The sequence below is a fragment of the Vibrio penaeicida genome (genome assembly GCF_030689305.1).
Taxonomy (GTDB): Bacteria; Pseudomonadota; Gammaproteobacteria; order Enterobacterales; family Vibrionaceae; genus Vibrio; species Vibrio penaeicida_B.
Map to the genome: position 1 here is coordinate 143640 of NZ_JAUYVM010000005.1, position 17576 is coordinate 161215.

The 17576-nt window shown below is 44.4% G+C and carries 17 protein-coding genes and 1 pseudogene; 2 read left to right on the forward strand and 16 right to left on the reverse strand.

Going from position 1 to position 17576, the window contains the following annotated elements:
* Positions 1 to 41 precede the first annotated feature (41 nt).
* Positions 42 to 938 (forward strand): helix-turn-helix domain-containing protein, encoded by an 897-nt coding sequence (locus tag Q8W40_RS10300; RefSeq protein WP_305397070.1) that lies wholly within the window; start codon positions 42 to 44, stop codon positions 936 to 938.
* 79 nt (positions 939 to 1017) lie between these two features.
* Here the strand turns inward: Q8W40_RS10300 and Q8W40_RS10305 are convergent, their stop codons facing one another.
* Together Q8W40_RS10305 and Q8W40_RS10310 are read right to left on the reverse strand one after the other, a co-directional pair.
* A complete protein-coding gene (locus Q8W40_RS10305; protein WP_180958373.1) occupies positions 1018 to 2001 on the reverse strand; it encodes a porin in 984 nt (327 codons plus the stop codon).
* Between the two features lie 273 nt (positions 2002 to 2274).
* Positions 2275 to 2607: a DUF1294 domain-containing protein gene (locus Q8W40_RS10310; RefSeq protein WP_201797001.1), complete on the reverse strand. Its 333-nt coding sequence runs from the start codon at positions 2605 to 2607 to the stop codon at positions 2275 to 2277.
* A 31-nt stretch (positions 2608 to 2638) separates the two neighbouring features.
* On the opposite strand from Q8W40_RS10310, the gene Q8W40_RS10315 reads away from it, so the two are divergent.
* The gene (locus tag Q8W40_RS10315; protein ID WP_101111879.1) at positions 2639 to 2998 is read left to right on the forward strand and encodes a GFA family protein; all 360 of its coding nucleotides are present in this window, start codon (positions 2639 to 2641) and stop codon (positions 2996 to 2998) included.
* 44 nt (positions 2999 to 3042) lie between these two features.
* On the opposite strand, the gene Q8W40_RS10320 is transcribed toward Q8W40_RS10315, so the two are convergent.
* From Q8W40_RS10320 to Q8W40_RS10385, 14 genes and pseudogenes are all read right to left on the reverse strand, one after another.
* A complete protein-coding gene (locus tag Q8W40_RS10320; protein ID WP_305397071.1) occupies positions 3043 to 4707 on the reverse strand; it encodes a DUF342 domain-containing protein in 1665 nt (554 codons plus the stop codon).
* 277 nt (positions 4708 to 4984) lie between these two features.
* A complete protein-coding gene (locus Q8W40_RS10325; RefSeq protein WP_305397072.1) occupies positions 4985 to 6655 on the reverse strand; it encodes an ATP-binding SpoIIE family protein phosphatase in 1671 nt (556 codons plus the stop codon).
* 21 nt (positions 6656 to 6676) lie between these two features.
* A complete protein-coding gene (locus Q8W40_RS10330; protein ID WP_101111882.1) occupies positions 6677 to 6976 on the reverse strand; it encodes an STAS domain-containing protein in 300 nt (99 codons plus the stop codon).
* An 11-nt stretch (positions 6977 to 6987) separates the two neighbouring features.
* Complete coding sequence (locus Q8W40_RS10335) at positions 6988 to 8157, reverse strand: methyl-accepting chemotaxis protein (protein WP_305397073.1); 1170 nt, start codon at positions 8155 to 8157, stop codon at positions 6988 to 6990.
* 29 nt (positions 8158 to 8186) lie between these two features.
* Positions 8187 to 9230, reverse strand: coding sequence for a protein-glutamate methylesterase/protein-glutamine glutaminase (locus tag Q8W40_RS10340; protein ID WP_101111884.1), 1044 nt, complete (start codon positions 9228 to 9230; stop codon positions 8187 to 8189).
* Positions 9230 to 9871 carry a chemotaxis protein CheD gene (locus Q8W40_RS10345; protein WP_305397074.1) on the reverse strand — a complete coding sequence of 214 codons (642 nt, stop codon included), beginning with the start codon at positions 9869 to 9871 and terminating at the stop codon, positions 9230 to 9232. Before Q8W40_RS10345 ends, Q8W40_RS10340 begins: the two co-directional genes overlap by 1 nt.
* A gap of 7 nt (positions 9872 to 9878) precedes the next feature.
* Positions 9879 to 10739: a CheR family methyltransferase gene (locus tag Q8W40_RS10350; RefSeq protein WP_305397075.1), complete on the reverse strand. Its 861-nt coding sequence runs from the start codon at positions 10737 to 10739 to the stop codon at positions 9879 to 9881.
* A complete protein-coding gene (gene aer2, locus Q8W40_RS10355) occupies positions 10724 to 13045 on the reverse strand; it encodes an aerotaxis transducer Aer2 (RefSeq protein ID WP_370693380.1) in 2322 nt (773 codons plus the stop codon). Before aer2 ends, Q8W40_RS10350 begins: the two co-directional genes overlap by 16 nt.
* Positions 13046 to 13270: 225 nt before the next feature.
* Positions 13271 to 13531, reverse strand: a pseudogene (locus Q8W40_RS10360) (PAS domain-containing protein); the annotation flags it as partial.
* A gap of 11 nt (positions 13532 to 13542) precedes the next feature.
* Positions 13543 to 14007 carry a chemotaxis protein CheW gene (locus tag Q8W40_RS10365; protein ID WP_305397221.1) on the reverse strand — a complete coding sequence of 155 codons (465 nt, stop codon included), beginning with the start codon at positions 14005 to 14007 and terminating at the stop codon, positions 13543 to 13545.
* Between the two features lie 3 nt (positions 14008 to 14010).
* Positions 14011 to 14514, reverse strand: coding sequence for a chemotaxis protein CheW (locus Q8W40_RS10370; protein ID WP_305397076.1), 504 nt, complete (start codon positions 14512 to 14514; stop codon positions 14011 to 14013).
* Between the two features lie 9 nt (positions 14515 to 14523).
* The gene (locus tag Q8W40_RS10375) at positions 14524 to 16632 is read right to left on the reverse strand and encodes a chemotaxis protein CheA (RefSeq protein ID WP_305397077.1); all 2109 of its coding nucleotides are present in this window, start codon (positions 16630 to 16632) and stop codon (positions 14524 to 14526) included.
* Positions 16633 to 16681: 49 nt separating this feature from the next.
* A complete protein-coding gene (locus Q8W40_RS10380; protein ID WP_104400856.1) occupies positions 16682 to 17041 on the reverse strand; it encodes a response regulator in 360 nt (119 codons plus the stop codon).
* A 19-nt stretch (positions 17042 to 17060) separates the two neighbouring features.
* Positions 17061 to 17324 carry an STAS domain-containing protein gene (locus Q8W40_RS10385; protein ID WP_305397078.1) on the reverse strand — a complete coding sequence of 88 codons (264 nt, stop codon included), beginning with the start codon at positions 17322 to 17324 and terminating at the stop codon, positions 17061 to 17063.
* Between the last annotated feature and the right edge of the window lie 252 nt (positions 17325 to 17576).

Genomic DNA, 17576 nt, shown 5'->3' on the forward strand with positions numbered 1-17576 from the left:
GCTTAAATCACGATTCAACTCCATCGCTTTGGAAGGACGGCATGTCACATTTAATCTCGCAGCTTCAAGAGTTGGTTGAACATATTGAATCTCACCTGGATGAAGACATCGACATCGCCCTGTTAGCCAAGCGATTTAGTATGTCACCGTGGCATTTTCAGCGAATGTTCAAAGGGTTAATTGGCGATACTTTAGGGGGATACATTCGTGGTCGACGGCTGACGCGAGCTGCGCAGCAATTGATTCATACCGAACTGGGAATCATTGATATAGCGCTGAATGTAGGCTTTAGCTCCCACGAGGCATTTACACGTTCGTTCAAGCACTATTTTGCAATCACTCCGAAAAAGTTTCGCCAGCAAAGCCCTGTTGTAAACTTGAGAGAAAAGCCCGTTCTTACTCAATCACTTTTCTCTCACCTAAATAATGGCATGAAGCTTAAGCCAGAAATCATTCATCAGCCAGAATTGCTGCTGGTCGGTTTTGAAACCACCATTCCCTCTCCATTTACCTTTGAAGAGAGTTTTTGCGATTTACTCGAAGCGCCGTGGATGCAATTATTGGGGAGGCGAGAAGAACTCAAACATGCAAAAGTCGACACCTACTACGGGCTGACTATTAGCCCTTCTGGCACTTTTTTAGAAGATGAAGTGACGTACCTTTCTGCGATGGAAGTATCCGATCGACAACTTATCCCTAGTGACATGAAGACTCATAGGCTCCCTCAGCAACATATTGCCGTATTTGAAGTAGAAGAGGTAAATGAGGACTCCGTTGGTAAAACCATGGATTACATTTATGGATACTGTCTGCCCAATTCAGAATACGAACGTGGCACAGGGCAAGATTACGAGTTGTTTGAAAACCTGAAAAACTTTACGTTACCTGAAATGAAATCCAAGTACATTATTCCCATTCGCTCCAAAACTAGATCTTGATTAAAAGCAATACAAAACGAAAAACCCCGCCACAAGGGCGGGGTCAAAACTCTCAAAGTAGAAAAGGCAGTGGTAACTTTTAGAATTTAACTTCTAGACCTGCGGCATAACCCAGCTCAGTCTTAACCTTGTCACCGTTTGCTTCTTTAACATCAGCGTGACCTAGTTCTGCGTAAACTTTCACATTGCTGTGGAACTTGTGAGTTACGTTTGCGTAGAAGTTGTGTACTTTTGCAGCATCTTTTGCATCACCGTAGTCGTAACCACCAGCAATCGACGTTTTCTCATCAAGAGCATACGCTGCAGAAAGCTTAGCAATGTTGATCTTGCCATCAACCGTTACTTTGTCGCCGCCGCTTAGCTTAGTTGTTGCGTAAGAAGCACCAACAGTAATCGCATCAAACGTACCTTTAACCTGCGCTAGTGCAGAGTTAGATTTTACGTTTTTCGCCGTTACTTTGCCGAAAGTAGCTGTATCCAACTTCACCTGCTGAAGGTAAACAGCCGCTTCTACGTTACCGAACTTGTAGCCACCAGCAACATCGTAAGCAAACTTGTGCTCACCTTTAGTTTCTTTAACTTCAGCGTAAGAACCACCAACCCAAGCATTACCAAAAGTACCTGCGTACTTAGCAACTGAATCGCCAGAACCTACTGCTAACGTTTCAACTTCATCATCAAAGAACTTAATACCGAACTCGATGTCGTTAGAGATACCAGCACCGTCGAAAGTCGTTGATTGACGACCAGCTGTAAATGTACCGAATTTGCTGTGCTGTAGACCAACGTATAGCTCGTCGTTCTCAACGTCTGTTTTTTCGAATTTAAACGCCGCTTTACCGATAGCCGTTAGCTCGTCGTCTAGTTTAACGGTTGTTGTTGCGAACAAATCACCGTCATCTAGGCGGAATTTGTTTTCTGCGTTCTCGCCACGTTCTTTTTTGTACTGAACTTCAGCGGCACCACCAAGATCTAGCTTAACGCCATCCTTGTTGTAAATTTCTGCTGCGTTTACTGATGTTGCTGCAAGAGTTACTGCAACAGCTAGAATTGTCTTTTTCATTATCATTCATCCACTGCTAATTATATTTAATTGCAAAAGAATTCATTTGCGCAATGGATATTAGACATAAGACGTTAGTTATCAATAGCTCCTTACTCACGCTTACACCATACAAACCAATCACTTACAACACCTTACGTTTCTCATCTTTCATTACACAGAGACGCAAATGTTTACAATTGACGAAGTAAAAAAGGTTGCGATGATAAGAGATAAGCTTTAGGAGTTTGGCGCACGGACTCGTTAGGTTATCGGGATTACCTCCCCCAGTATTTACGCTAAAGCAACGTAAACAAAGAGAGCGGTAAACGCACAGTGTAATGCCGAGACAGAATAAAGGATGAGATAAAATGGACGCTTTTGCGTTTTATGGCGAAACACTTCTCTACCAATAAGTGCACCAGGCCAGCCTCCCAACATCGCCAAGCCGTGCAATGTGGCTTCTTTCACTCGACGATTCCCTTTGATCGCTTGCCGTTTATCCCACCAGTAGAAAAAGAGCGTGAATAAACTCAAAAGCTGTGACACCAATAACCAATAAATTGGGAGGTGGCTATAAAATAGAGAGATAAACAAGAATAACCAGTAGAAGACGGACAACTTCACGGCACCTCCTCGGTTTTAAAGGGAATGTAATATGACAAGTGGAACCTGCCATTGTGGCAATATCACGCTGCAAGTAAAGACACTTCCAGATACTTTAACTCAATGCAACTGCTCTCACTGCTTTAGAGCAGCCCCTTTATACGGCTACTACACATCGCGTGAAGTAGACGTGATCGTGACTTCTGGTGTAACCGATGGATACGAGTGGGGCGATCGAATGATTCATTTCCACCATTGCCCGATATGTAAAGTACATACCCATTACACGGCAACAGATAAAGCGGGAATGGATAGAGTGGGCGTGAATTTCCGATTGTTTGATAGAGAAATGGTTGAATCTATTCGTGTGCGGCGTTTTGATGGCGCGGATACATGGACGTTTCTGGATTAAGGCGTTCCTAGGGTCTGTTGACGCGTTAATCTGCGTGACACAGATTAACTCTTCATCATCGCTTCAAAGCTAATTTCATAGTGATTGTAAGACAGTATGGAAGGACCATGTTCACGACGTGTGACTACCGTGTCCTCACCAAATCTAACCGTTACACGGGAATACACTTTGTTTTTTACGGTGATGGTATTCGCCGAAAGCATTTGCTCAAATTCAAGTTCAACCGCATCGAGCTTTTTCTTGGTTCGAGTGAGTAGATCGTTGTTTTTTTCTTTTAAAGACGCAACGTTATCCACCATATCTTGAGTCCGCTCGGATTTAGGTGTTTTGGAAAGCTCCAATTCCGCCCGAACCACCTTCATGGTTTCTTCTTGAACTTTTTTATAGTTCTCTTTCAGCTTTTCAATACCCGCTTTGTACTTTTTATAGCGGGCACAAGCTTCCACATTGGTGACAGAATCACCTTCAACGCCCAAGTTCACGCAGGTAATCTTTCCACCGACTTGGGTGTTGCCTCCACTCAGCGTTCCCTGTTTGCCATTCGCATCGCAGACGCTTAAATCGCCGCCACAACGGACTTCGTTTTGCAGGCTATGGATAGCAAGGGTAATGTCATCGTGAGCTTGTACCGTTGTATACTGAGCATATTTACTCGTAATGGAGCCGCCAGAACGGACAACACAGGCATTCTCTTCACCTTCTGCAACTGGGCGACCAATAATACCTTTTGCCGCGGTAATATCTCCGTGAGCCTGAACATCTGCCGATTCAATAAAACCGCCCACAGTGATAGAGCCAGTAGCAAGTACCTTCATACCGGGTTCAATATCACCCGTAATCACGACACAACCTTTGAATTTAATATGACCTGTCGATACATCGACCTTGCTTAAACACAACGCATTATCGACTTCAACACTTGAGCCTTTTTTCATGACCGGCATTCCAGACACAGATGCTCGTAGTAAGTTGGGGTTCTTCTTGCATATGTAGGTGCCCTTCCCTTCTCGCAATAATTTGTCGGTTCCGGGTTTAGGGGGGATAGCTTTGCCACAGACAGTAAAACCAGGCGTGCCTTTCGTCGCCGGCTTACGCCGCAAAAGCTCTTCATTTTCGGCAACCGTAATGGTTTCGCCGAGATTACGCATATCAACACGGTGAGTAACCGTATTAATTTCTTGTGGTCTGAGTACGCGGCTGTTGATATCGGGGAATAGAGAAATGAATTCCGCATCTTTTCCGTCTACAGGTCGCTTACCAATGGCAACAGCCTGAGAAAACTCTTGCCCAGGTGGTACTTTATGGCTCATCGCCAACACCTTTTTAAGCGCGAGTTTATTGATGCCTTTGGTGACATGTGCCGCGGATAGCGCTTCTACAATTTCGCTACCTCGAAGTGCTCGACCTCCTTGGGCACCTTGCACAATCATGCGCGCGATCATATCGTCATCTTCAAGCTCAACAGTCACTCTCGCATTTTTACGATACGCAACCTTGATACCCTGAAACGCTTCTTTTTTTGCCTTACGGGCAGCACTAACAAACGTCTTTACGGCACCATCGTCTAAGAAGAAAGAAGCAGCACCCAAATTTTCGATGGCGTGATCAAGTCCCAGCTCACCGAAGTCAGACTCTACAGCCATATCGGTGGGCATCTGTGCTATGACACTTTGATCATCATCTGAAAGTCGGATGAACTCTTTCCACATAGTCCGTCACTCAAAAATAAGACACCATTTCTGGAATGAGTGTAACGAATTTGCCCAGAGATTTAACAAAAACATGCGCGTTTTCCGGCTGTGGTCACTAATACAAGCACATCAACTCCACCACAGTGAGAATATTCAATATTTAGCTCACGACATTTTCATCTCTAAATGTTGATTATTAAAATTCCAGCTACATATTCTTTAAATCACACTAATAAAGCAAACATTCGACTACACCATCAATGCCAGTAATTATATAAGTAGCTCAAATAAAACGCTAATATTGGCTAAATTGATACACGGCTTTCACTTTTTTGCCGCAGTTGGAATACTCGAGTGATTCGCACAACTCCGAAACCAACACAATCCCCCGACCATAGCTGTTTTCATCAGAAACCATACTTACGTTATGGTAATTGAAACCTTCACCAGTATGCTCAATTGTCATACCCAACTGATTGATCTCAGGCAAATATTCAAGTTCCAGTGTTAGCATGGCATCCTCGTTGAGGTCTTGTAGCCTTTCTTCTCGTAACTGGTAATACGTAAAAAACCCTTCCTCATCATTTTTGAGTTTTGAGTCTAACCCTAATAAGCCGTGTTCAATGGCATTAGCAAAGAGCTCTGACAAGACTGAGCAAACTAAATCAAGGTTGGGACCTCCGCTCACAATGCCAGAAATGTAATGACGAACCTCCGCCATGACCGTCACACCACTTAGCACGTCTTTCGGGAAGCTTAACCGAGTATTCAATGGCACTTTGCCAACAAAGGGCAATTCAGCGTCAGGGGTTTGCCCAGCTTCATTGTGAATAGGGAATGTCATGGTAAGAATAGAAAGATCATCATCCTTGCTTTTGTTAGAAAAAACGTTCACTGCTTCATACAAAGAAGGGATTATTGCGGCGGGCTCACACTCATTAAGTACATGTTTGAGCCTATCTTCACCGAACTGCTCTCCAGAGGGACTCGCCGCTTCGGTCACACCGTCGGTATAACAAACTATTTGTTGTCCTGGTTCTAGGCGAAGGTGCACGAGATTGGTTTCAAATTCTTCACCGCTCAATACGCCAAGCGGCATATGAGTGGATGTGAGGTTATTGATTATTTTTCCAGAAGAATCGAGAATATAGCTGTCTGGCAGACCGCCTCCCCACCACGTGACATCAAGCCCGTTTGCACTGATTTCAAATACGTTTGCTGCAACCATCATCCCTAAGGGTAGAAAGCGCACTAAAGACGTGTTGATTTCTTCTAAAATCTCACCAAGAGACATGCCTTTGGAAGCCATTGAGAAAAAGGCTCTCGTGGCAGGAATTGTCGAAATAGCCGCGGGTAAACCATGACCAGTCGCATCAGCGATCATCACGTAAACCCCACCTTGAGGGCGATTAGCCACAACAATCAAATCCCCATTAAACACGGTAGAGGGGTTAGATATGTATTCGATGCCGTCGATATTTTTATACATATCTTCAGCAAGATTGGTGAAAATGGATTCAGAAATGGCGTAATCGTACTTCACCTGCTCCCGGAATTTACTCAATTCATCTCGTTGCTTACTCACTTCGCTATGCATTTTCGCCACGCGATAGTGCGCCTGCACTTTTGCAAGGAGTGTACTTCTTCCTACAGGTTTAAGAATGAAATCATCCCCATAAAAAAGACAGCGACCGAACGAATCACGATCATCCAAAACGGTTAAGAAGATGATGGGCATGTGTACGTCGGGGAATTCTTCGCGAATCTCTTTGGCCGTCGTAAAGCCGTCTTTCACTGGCATCATAACGTCCATAAGGATCACATCGGGAAGGCTTTCTGCTTCTTTTAATGCGTCTACTACACCTTCGCCATTCTCAAATAGGATAATCTCTTCTGCAATGCTGGTCAGCATGTAGCGAAACATTTCCCGATTGGTTTTTTGATCATCAACAATCAGCACTCTCATAACCTAGCCCTCCTGAATTCGTTATTCGATTGAGAATTTCTTATCAAATCTCGATATCAGTAGAATCTTTTTCACTTGAGGCATGCTGTTGGTAATGACGATATCACCATCTTGCTGTTGTAAGAATTTATGCATATTGAGTAGCATGCCTAGACCGGCACTGTCGATGTAATCGACTTTTCGGAAGTCGACCACAAAACGATACCCTTTTTGCTGGCTGTAACTTTGGCGAAATTCGTGAACCAAATTAAACCCAAATGCCCCTTCAACCGAAATGACGACGCGTCTTTGGTTGTTATCTATTTCAGCGGATACTGACATAGTTCTTCTCCCTAGAATAATTCCACTTCACCTTCATCAATACCGGATTGCTGTGCTGCTGCTTCTCCGCGGTTTTGAGCATGACCCATTAGGTCTTCAATACCTTGTATCAACTCTGAAAGCTCTATTTCTCGCCTGTTAAACTTGCCCATTAGAACCGTCATTTCTTCCAAAGCATGGGCACTGCGCTCTGCATGTTGACCTTGTTGGGCGACAATATCGGCGAATTGCAGTGCGCGAATCCCGTTGCTCACCTGCTCAGCAAGTTCACTTCCCATTGCTCGCAATTTGTCGACTTCTTCCTTAATCTCAACGTTTACCTGTTGCACGCCTTGCAACATATCTTCCACTTGATCTTTCGAGTCGATCGCGACAGTCATATCAATTGAGGCGATCTCACCAACCGTTTCATTCGCTTCATTGATCGTGCCTTGGGCGATCGTGATCTCTTTTTGTATCTGCCCGTTCAAATCTTCTGCTTTAAGAGACAAATTCCTCACCTCTTGGGCGACAACAGCAAACCCTCTCCCTGCGTCTCCTGCTCGCGCGGCTTCAATAGCGGCATTCAGTGCCAACAAATTGGTTTGCTCTGATAACCCTTGGACTTGGTCCAATAGGCGAAATACGTTGTCCAATTTTGATGACATGTCATGAATGCTGTGTACAGCGGTGATGCTTTTTTCCGAAACACTGACAAGAATCTCAATGTATTGAGCGAATATTTTTTCTGTTTTAGGGAGTACTTGCGTCAGGCTGTATTTGCTGTCTTGATTGGCTAAAAGGTTATTCACCAAAGTCTCTGAGACGAGGCTTTGACGCTGCGAGACTTCTTGCAAGCCGAAGAAGCTATCATTGAGTGTCACAACAGATTCATCTATCACTCCACGCTGCTTATCTAAACTCTCTTTTATGTGAGGAAGTTCTTCTTCCATCAGATGCTTAATTTCATCAAGCTGAACTCGTCGATCTGAAATCGGTTCAACGCTGTTTTCTGACCCCGCATCAAATGACTTGATCTCCTTTTGTGGTGACTTAATAAGCACCCAAGGTGTGGCTGCGATCACCACAGAGAGCGCAACCACCCACACTGAAGATACTTCCATAGCAACGAAACTGAGCCCCAACACCTGTAAGCCTAATATGAGCCACCACTTCGTCACGAAATTTGTTATTTTTTGCATTGTTATAGACCCCTTAAATTCAGAAGTATTTAGGAAGAAAACAACGTGTCACATATCAGTTTTGGGATTTTATTCAGTGACACTACTTTTTCTACTGCTCCTACTTCTACCGCGACACGCGGCATTCCCCATACCACAGAGGACTGCTCATCCTGCGCTATCGTAAATGCACCTGCATTGTTCATGTTCAGCATTCCTGCAGCTCCATCCTGTCCCATTCCCGTAAGAATCACTCCGATGGCTCTGTCTTTTAGTGTTTCCGCTATTGCATCAAACATGACATCAACAGACGGCTTGTGACGGTTAACGGGAGGGCGATCATCCAGTTCGCAATACAAGCATCCACCTCTCTTCACAATTACCATGTGCTGATCGCCAGGCGCAACATACGCACAACCGTTCACAAGTGGAGCTGAGTCCACAGCAAGGTCTCGCACCGTCATTTCACTTGCATCATCAAGCCGCTGGGCAAACGAAGGTGTAAACAACGCACTAATATGCTGAGTGATGACGATGGGTGGTAGGTTCGATGGCAAAGACGACAATACCGATCGGACGGCTTCCGTCCCTCCTGTCGAGGCACCAATGGCAATCAAATCGAACCGCTTGCTTTTGTGTTTTACTTTTTCTTGCTTTTCAGCCTGATGATTATTGTGCTGCTGTTTTACGTTCGCCCCTGCCGCCATTTTGACTTTGGCATTGACCATTTGTTTGTAGTGAATCATCTCTGCCGTGTTTTCTACGGCAGGTTTAGGAAAGTAATCGACGGCACCTATTTCTAAGGCTTCAAGTGTGATGTCGGCACCATGCTGAGTTAGAGTAGAAATCATGACGACGGGCATAGGGCGCAGTCGCATGAGGTTTTTAAGAAATTGCACGCCATTCATCTTCGGCATTTCAATATCTAAGGTCAGCACATCAGGGTTATGCTGCTTAATAAGATCTCGAGCTTCATAAGGGTTTTCTGCTGCCGCCACAACGGTCAACTGAGGATCGGATTCAATGATCTCCGTTAGCAGCGCTCTGAATACAGGGGAGTCATCAACGATCATTACTTTTAGTTTTTTATTCATCAAAATAGCTCCGCATCATTATCGTGAGAACGATGACTCTCTATATCCAACTCTTTGGCGTATTTCGCTTCATTTCGTTTCACCTTATCAACTTCAGAGAGTCGGATGCGTTTAACCCAAGCTTGGCCACTCAGCGGATCAAACATCACTTTTCTAGGGATCATCCCCCCTAAATCTTGCGCTTCAATCTCAAACTTTTCTTCACGCGCATAATTCAGAGCAAATTCAATATTCTTGTCACCAATCAGCGCACTCTTTCCCATCAATTGCGCACCACCAAACAATTTCAAGCGGATCCTTTCTCTTACGGCGCCACCAGCAAGCAATTGGTTTATCAACATTTCCATGGCATTGTTACCATATCTGGAAGCCGTCGAAACAATTTCGGTTGGATGCCAGTGCTCTATTTCAGCGTTACTGTCGAATGGCAGCAAAAAATGGTTCATCCCCCCAATGTAAGCCTGCGGATCCCACATACACGCGGCAATGCAAGAACCTAACCCTGTACAAATCACTTCAGGCTCGCGGCTGGTATAAACTCCTCCGGGCATCACTTTCACCATGTGCACTTTCTTTTGTTGGTGATAAAAGCGGCTGAATTGTGACGTTTGGATAGGTAAATTCGCCTGCAGTCCTTTCATTCTTGCCTCACTGTTTAACGTAAATGGTGTGTCCGAGGTGACGGAATATGTCAGTACAATTTCCAACACTCTCTGAGTGACCGATAAACAACACACCATCGTCGGCAAGAAGTTCGTAAAATCTTCGAATGAGTGTCTCTTGCGTTGGCTTATCAAAATAAATCATGACGTTGCGACAAGAGATAACATCAAATTGCTGATCCATGGGCCAATCAGCTAATAAGTTGAGCTGGTTAAAAGTAAGATGTTGCTGTAACTGACGTTTTATTTTTATTTTTCCGGCCATTTGGCCTTTTCCTTTTACGAACGCCCCTTTCAAGTATTCGCTGGGTATACTTTCTATTGCTTCTTCGCTGTAAACACCTTGCTTTGCTCGGACTAATACATTGGTGTCTAAGTCGGTTGCAAGCATTCGCACATCATTTATCCGCTCGAATACTTGCGCTTTTTTTAACATAGCAAGATAACTGTAGGGCTCCTCTCCCGTTGAACACCCTGCCGACCAAAACCTTAGTTGTTTTTTCCCCTCATTGAACCACTTGGGAATCATCACGCCTTCTAGATATTCAAAATGATGAAATTCACGGAAAAAGTGGGTTTTATTAGTAGTCAGGTTATTAATAAAATTTACTTTTTCGGCATCACTTGTTTCTAGCAACTCCCGATATTCAGAAAAACGCCTAAGACCCTGCTCTCGTAAGATACGACTGATGCGACCGTAAACCATGGCCTTCTTTTTATCCGACAAAAAAATTCCGACACTTTTGTGGACAAAATATTGTATGTATTTAAAGTCCTGTTCTGTTACTTCAAACTCTCTACCAGCCAGTGGACTCTCTACCTCTGCTCGGCTTAGAACTCTTCCCATTCGTCTCCTTCCTCACTCAACTGTATCCCCGAGTTTACCGCTCGGCTCGCTGGTTTGGATGCGGGGACATTTCGAATCTCTGCAACATTGCTAGACGGTGGTCTTACTGCTCCAGCCGCTCCCCTTGAAGATAAGGTTTTCACATCATTATCGGTGGAGAAGAAGTTCATTAGGTTAAGTAATTCTTTGCCTTCATCTTTCAGGGATTGGCTGGCTGCAGACGTTTCTTCCACCAAGGAAGCGTTCTGTTGCGTCATTTCATCCATAGTGGCAACAGCACGGCTAATCTCGTCGATACCTGTAGCTTGTTCTTGACTGGATTGTGCAATCTGGGTAATGAGCTCCGACACTTTTGCAACAGCATCGACTATCTCGTTGAGTGTTTCGCCGGACTCGTCGACCAACCTCGAACCTTCATCTACCTTATCGACACTGTCGTTGATTAGACCTTTGATTTCTTTCGCTGCGGCGGCACTGCGCTGAGCCAAATTTCGAACTTCACCAGCAACAACCGCAAAGCCGCGCCCTTGCTCTCCAGCCCTTGCCGCCTCAACGGCTGCATTCAATGCAAGCAAGTTAGTTTGGAAGGCAATTTCATCAATCACGCCAATGATGTCAGAGATTTTTTTGCTGGCGCTGTTGATTTCCGCCATGGCTGCAATAGCTTGCCCGACAACCTCACCACCTTTACCCGCCTTCTTAGCGGCATCATCCGATAGATCATTTGCACCTCTGGCGTTTTCAGCGTTCTGCCTGACGGTAGACGTCATCTCTTCCATACTGGCAGCCGTTTCTTCTAGGTTGGAAGCCTGTGCTTCAACACGCTGACTTAAATCGTTATTGCCTTCTGCTATTTCTGTGGATGCGGTTGCAACTCTTGCCGACGATGTGGTGATTTGGTCAACCATGTTGCGAAGATTGACGATTGAAGTATTCACCGCGTTAGATAACCGACCGAATTCACCTTCATTGTCGTCAGACATATTATTGTTAAGGTTACCGTCTGCGACCTCACTCATTACATCGATACACTGCCCAAGTGGAGCGACAATCGCGTCCAACAAGTTATTCACTCCACTCCCCAATTCAGACATGAATCCACTGTAAGCACTGGTATCAATTCTGTTTGAGAGTTCACCCTTTATTGCATTTTGAATCAGGTTTTCGACTTGTCGTTGACCATCTTGTTGCTCGGTGATGTCTTCCCATTGCAGAGCCGGTCCCATGTAATTACCTTCCGCGTCACGCATGGCGATACACGTTAAGTTAAATTCAAGCCCACCGACGGCAATATTCGAAGAGAAAGGCAAGTTATCTGGGTTGGAAATAATGCCCCTTTGATGCGCTGGGTTTTTATGGAAAATATCAATGTTCTGTCCGACAAGCTTACTTGCATTAAAGCTCGGCAACGCTTTTTTAAGTTCGCTTTCACGACTGGTCAGTAGTTTAGTCAGAGACGGGTTTAAGTATTGGATAATGCCATTGTCATCCGCCATCATTAGGTTCGTTGTCATGCCAGCAACAGCAGAAGCTAAGCGACCTATTTCGGCCTCTTTCGCCCTTTCTTCTGTAACGTCTTTCCACTCCAATGTGTTACCTACGTAGTTCCCTTCGGCATCGGTAATTGCAGCGACGTTTAGCTCAATTTTTAGATCCGCGATGACAATATCCGTTTTAATTGGCAAATTGTTCGGGTTATCCAGTAGCTTTCGCTGGTGGGCGGGGTTTTGGTGGAATTCATCAATACAGCGACCTATCAACCAGTCTTCGCTTGCGGTGAAATCACGCCAAACGGTTCTCAGTGTGTTCTCGTGCTTTTTAAATAAATTAATGGTTTCGAGATTGGTATAGGTAATTAAGAAATCACGGTCGATCATGACCATCGCAGTTTGTGCTTGGTGCACGGCGGCACTCAAACGCGCGATCTCTGATGCTTGCTTGCGTTGTTCAGTAACGTCACTCCATTCGAGTGTATTGCCAATATAATTGCCATGCGCATCCATGATGGCAGCCACATTGAGTTCTATTTTAAGATCGGCAATTTCAATGTCGGTGCTGTATGGCATGTTAGAAGGGTTATCGAGCAGCTTTCTTTGATGAGATGGATCTTTGTGGAAGCCATCAATACACCGCCCCATTAGCCAATCTTCTGTTGCGCTAAAATCGGACCACACACTGCGAAATTTCGCTTCGTGTTTTTTAAATAAAGAGACCGTTTCGTGGTTGATGTACGTGATTTCAAAATCACGGTCAATCATTACCATGGCTGTTTGTGCCTGATCCACAGCCGACTGTAACCGCAGAATATTGGATTCTTGTTGCCTAAGCTCTGTAACATCTTCCCATTCGAGAGTGTTACCACTGTAGTTACCTTGAGCATCGATGATGGCACCAACATTAAGCTCTAGGAGTACGTCTTTGACTTGAATTGTCGCAGTATGAGGCATGTTGTTGGGGTTGGAGAGTAGCTGACGCTGGTGTGCTGGGTTGGTATGGAAACCATCAATGCAATTCCCTATCAGAAATTCTTCATCTGCACTGAATCCTGGCCACACCGATTGAAAAAGTAGTTCGTGTTGTTTTAACAAGTCCAAAGAACGCCTGTTAACGTAAGTTATGTTGAAATCCCGATCAATCATCATCAACGCGGTTTGTGCCGTGTTCAATGCGGAAAGTAATTGCTCGTTACTGACCGTTCCAGAGGCACTATTGGTCTCTCCCATTAGGTTGTCTTGAGATGGAGCAACAAACTGTCTTTCTGCTCTTTCTTTTTTTCGGTTCCAAAATGACATAACTTTACCTCTTACATGAGCGCTTTTTCTTCTGATAGGTTGTTGAGCTCTGCGACATTAAATAGAGCTTCCAAGTTAATTAAGATCACATGTCCTTCTTTTGCCGGAACAATGCCGACTATGAAGTTTTTATCGACCGTTAACGACATATTGGGAGCAGGTTTAATATCGTCTGTGTCCAATGCGTACACTTCAGATACTGCATCCACAATGATGCCTAATGGTTGCCCATGCGTATCGTTTAAAACAATCACCACCGTTGTTGCATTAATGACTGCAGGTTCAAGGTTGAAGCGTTTTCTCAAGTCAACGATGGGGACATATTCCCCTCGAATTTCTAACACACCATTTAAATAACTAGGTGAATTCGGAACCGAACGTACGTTGCTCCAACCTCTGACTTCTCTTACATCCAAAATGGGTACTGCATATTCTTCTTCATCTAAGATGAAACTCAGGAATTCTCGTATTGCCATCATTCACCCTGCCTTGAGTATGGTTTCCATGTTGAGCAATTCATCGGTGTCTAACAGAGACATCACTTGCTCGTCCACGTTGAGTAGCCCAATCGTAAATGGGGTAACAGCAGAATCCCCCAGAGCAGGAGTTAATTCTTTATCACCTTGGCTCACAACATCAGACACCGCATCAACAACCAGCCCCATCAATCGCTCTGTATCCGTACTTACACAACGAAGAACAAGGACCACAGTCGTCGGAAGATAAGCGCAATCACCAATGCCAAAACGAACACGAAGATCAACCACTGGCACAATCATGCCTCGTAGATTGATGACGCCTTTTACAAAATCAGGAGAGCGAGGAATGGGCGTTGGGCGCTCCCAGACTCGGATTTCTTCCACATCTCGAATGTCGATTCCATACAGTTCGCCAGCCAAACAAAAACTCAAAAAGTCTGCATTTTCACTGATCTCACTATCGGAAATGGTGTCACCATCGACAACCTGAAGTGCTTCGTTCACTGTGGCTCCCTAGGCTGCAATGCCGCCTTTGCTGTCTGACTGACGGTTCAAAAATGAAGTGATTAATCCTTGGATATCCAAGATCAAAGAAACTGAACCGTCACCAAGAATGGTTGCACCTGAAATACCCGCAACTTTGCTGTAGTTTGACTCGAGGCTTTTAATCACAACTTGTTGTTGATCCAGCAACTCATCTATCAGTAACCCGACTCGATTGCCTGCCGCTTCAACCAAACAAAGAATTCGTCCTTCGAGCTCTCCGCTCTCTCCCATTTCAAACTCTTCATGCAAACGCAGCACAGGGATATTTTCCTCTCGGAGACGATATAACTCGACACCACCTGCCGCGTGTTTCACACACTGTGTATCAATTTGAATCGACTCAATGATGGTCAGTAACGGAATAACGTAAACTTCACCAGCAACCTTAACCAGTTGCCCGTCCAATATGGCTAATGTAAGTGGCAAGCTAATAGTGAATGTACTCCCGGTGCCAAGGCGGGATTCAACTTCAATATGCCCACCAAGCTCTTCAATATTTCTCTTAACTACGTCCATGCCCACGCCACGACCAGAAATATCCGACACTTCATCTGCAGTAGAGAAACCAGGGGCAAATATCAGATTCACCACTTGTTTGTCGGTCATTTCTTCACGTCGGGATTCTGGAGGTAACACGCCCTTATCAACCGCTTTCTGCCAAAGTTTGTCGCAATTGATACCAGCGCCATCATCTTTCACTTCGATAATGATAGAGCCACCTTGATGGAAGGCGTTCAGCTCTATAACGCCCATGTCTGGCTTTCCTTGCTCTTGCCTTTGCTCAGGAAGTTCTAAGCCGTGGTCGATTCCATTTCTCACTAGGTGAACTAACGGATCCACAATGCGTTCCAACACGGTTTTGTCTAACTCGGTATTTTCACCTTTGATCTGCAAGTCCACTTGCTTACCTAAACGACCGGATAAGTCTCGTACCAATCTTGGGAAGCGACTAAAAGCAAAGCTCATTGGCAGCATTCGAATATTAAGAACGTTTTCTTGAAGGTCTTTACTGTTTTGCAGAAGCTGGTCTAACCCTGATTTCAACTTTTCCAATTTATCGACAGTGAAATCATTACCAATTTCAGTCAACATTGATTGGGTGATCACCAACTCTCCAACGAGATTGATTAAGCTATCCACTTTGTCAATATCTACGCGAATGGAACTCACGCTAGACTCGGATTTGGCAGGTTTGCTCGCTGGCTTTTGGGTATCTTTAGGTTTTGCTGCGGGAGCGTTATCGACCACTTGTGGCTCTTCCGTTGCAGCCTCTGTTTTTGCCGTCTCAGGTGCTAGTGGGGCAACGTCTTCTTTAATCGCACTTTCACGTTGTACATCCAAGTCACATTGGTCTTCTACCCATTCAAATATTTCTCGGATGTCATCTTCGGCAACGCTACCTGCAATTGTTATTCGCCAACTCAAATAGCAGAGCTCGGCTTCGAGTTCACTTAAATCCGGTAATTCAGATGTGTTACACACAATGTCGCAACCTGGGTCCAATTCAATAATTTCACCCAGAATTCTAAGTGGATCATTACCACTAAAGAATAAATCGGAATGCGGAGTAAAAGAAACATACCAAGGAGCGCATTCAGATGTGTTTTCAGTATGATCAGATGACTCTGCCTCACCCTCCTTGTTAGAAGAAGATGTTTGAGAAGCATCATTAGGTTGATTTTCCGCTGGAGATTCCAGTAATGTCGATAAAGCTTGATTAACTTCTTCTTTTAACGCCGACTCTACTGGAGTATCGGTTTCATAACCTTCCAGCATTTCAGTTATGCAATCGCCACTTTTCAGCAGGATGTCGACACTGTGCCGAGTAAGGCTCATTTGTCCGTTTCGGACTTCATCTAGGTAAGCTTCGACGTTGTGTGTGAATTCACTAATATCGAGCAAGTTAAAAGTCGCTGCGCCCCCCTTAATGGAGTGGGCGGCACGAAATATAGTATTGATGGTTTCAAGGTCGACACTCTCGGGATCGAGATCCAACAATACCGTTTCAAGCACTTCTAAGTTTTCGCGACATTCCTCGTAAAACATTTTACGAAGTTGATTCATGTCTAAAGCCATGGGTCACCTACCTAAATCTTGCATCACGTTCTCGTTACAAACGTTGTTTTTATATAACGCGCTTTAAGGTTTTTAGGAGAGTTTCCGGATTGAATGGCTTGACCAACCACCCCGTTGCTCCTGCCGATTTGCCTTGTTGCTTTTTCTCCATGCTGGTTTCTGTCGTCAGCATCAAGATCGGAATGAATTTGTATTGAGGGTTTCCGCGAATGGCTTTTACCAACTCAAACCCTCCCATAATTGGCATATTGACGTCTGATATCACCACATCAAACTTGGTCATTTTTGCTTTTTTGAGTGCATCACTACCATCGTTCGCGGTTTCTACATCGTAACCCGCGTCCTTTAAAGTGTGACTAACCATTTGACGGATCGATACAGAGTCATCGACAGCGAGAATCTTAGTCATAAAAATCCCTCTCAATTCCTTAATTTTCAAACACACTTTGTAAGTCGAGTAACTTGATACTTTCTTGTAAGTCATCAGGAACATTGACAAGTTGTATGTCGGTATTTGCCTGCTTAGCACTAAAGAAAAGAGATGCCAACGCTTGCAATCCTGCAGCATCAACTCTGACAACGGAGGACGCATCAATAATTAGCTCTTCATTACAATCGAGCCATTGTTGATACTCATTTTTGATGTTTAGGACGTTACCAATCTCTAAGGATTCTTCTAGTTGACGTTCCATGTGCCCATCCCTTCGACCTAGCCATTATCGGAGTTGACGTTTATCTTGAGTGTAGGAGGGATTCTTTGTTTATCAACAATAAAAGTACGTAATTGGCTCAATTAGCACTTATGTACAAATGGAATTGCATATCGAGTTCGCAATCACTTATTTGCAATTTCACTTAAAAATATTGCTGATAAACAAATATATACATAGACTTTCATCAATAAAAAAGTTGTACTCGAAAACTATTTTTAAGGCTCAATTTCA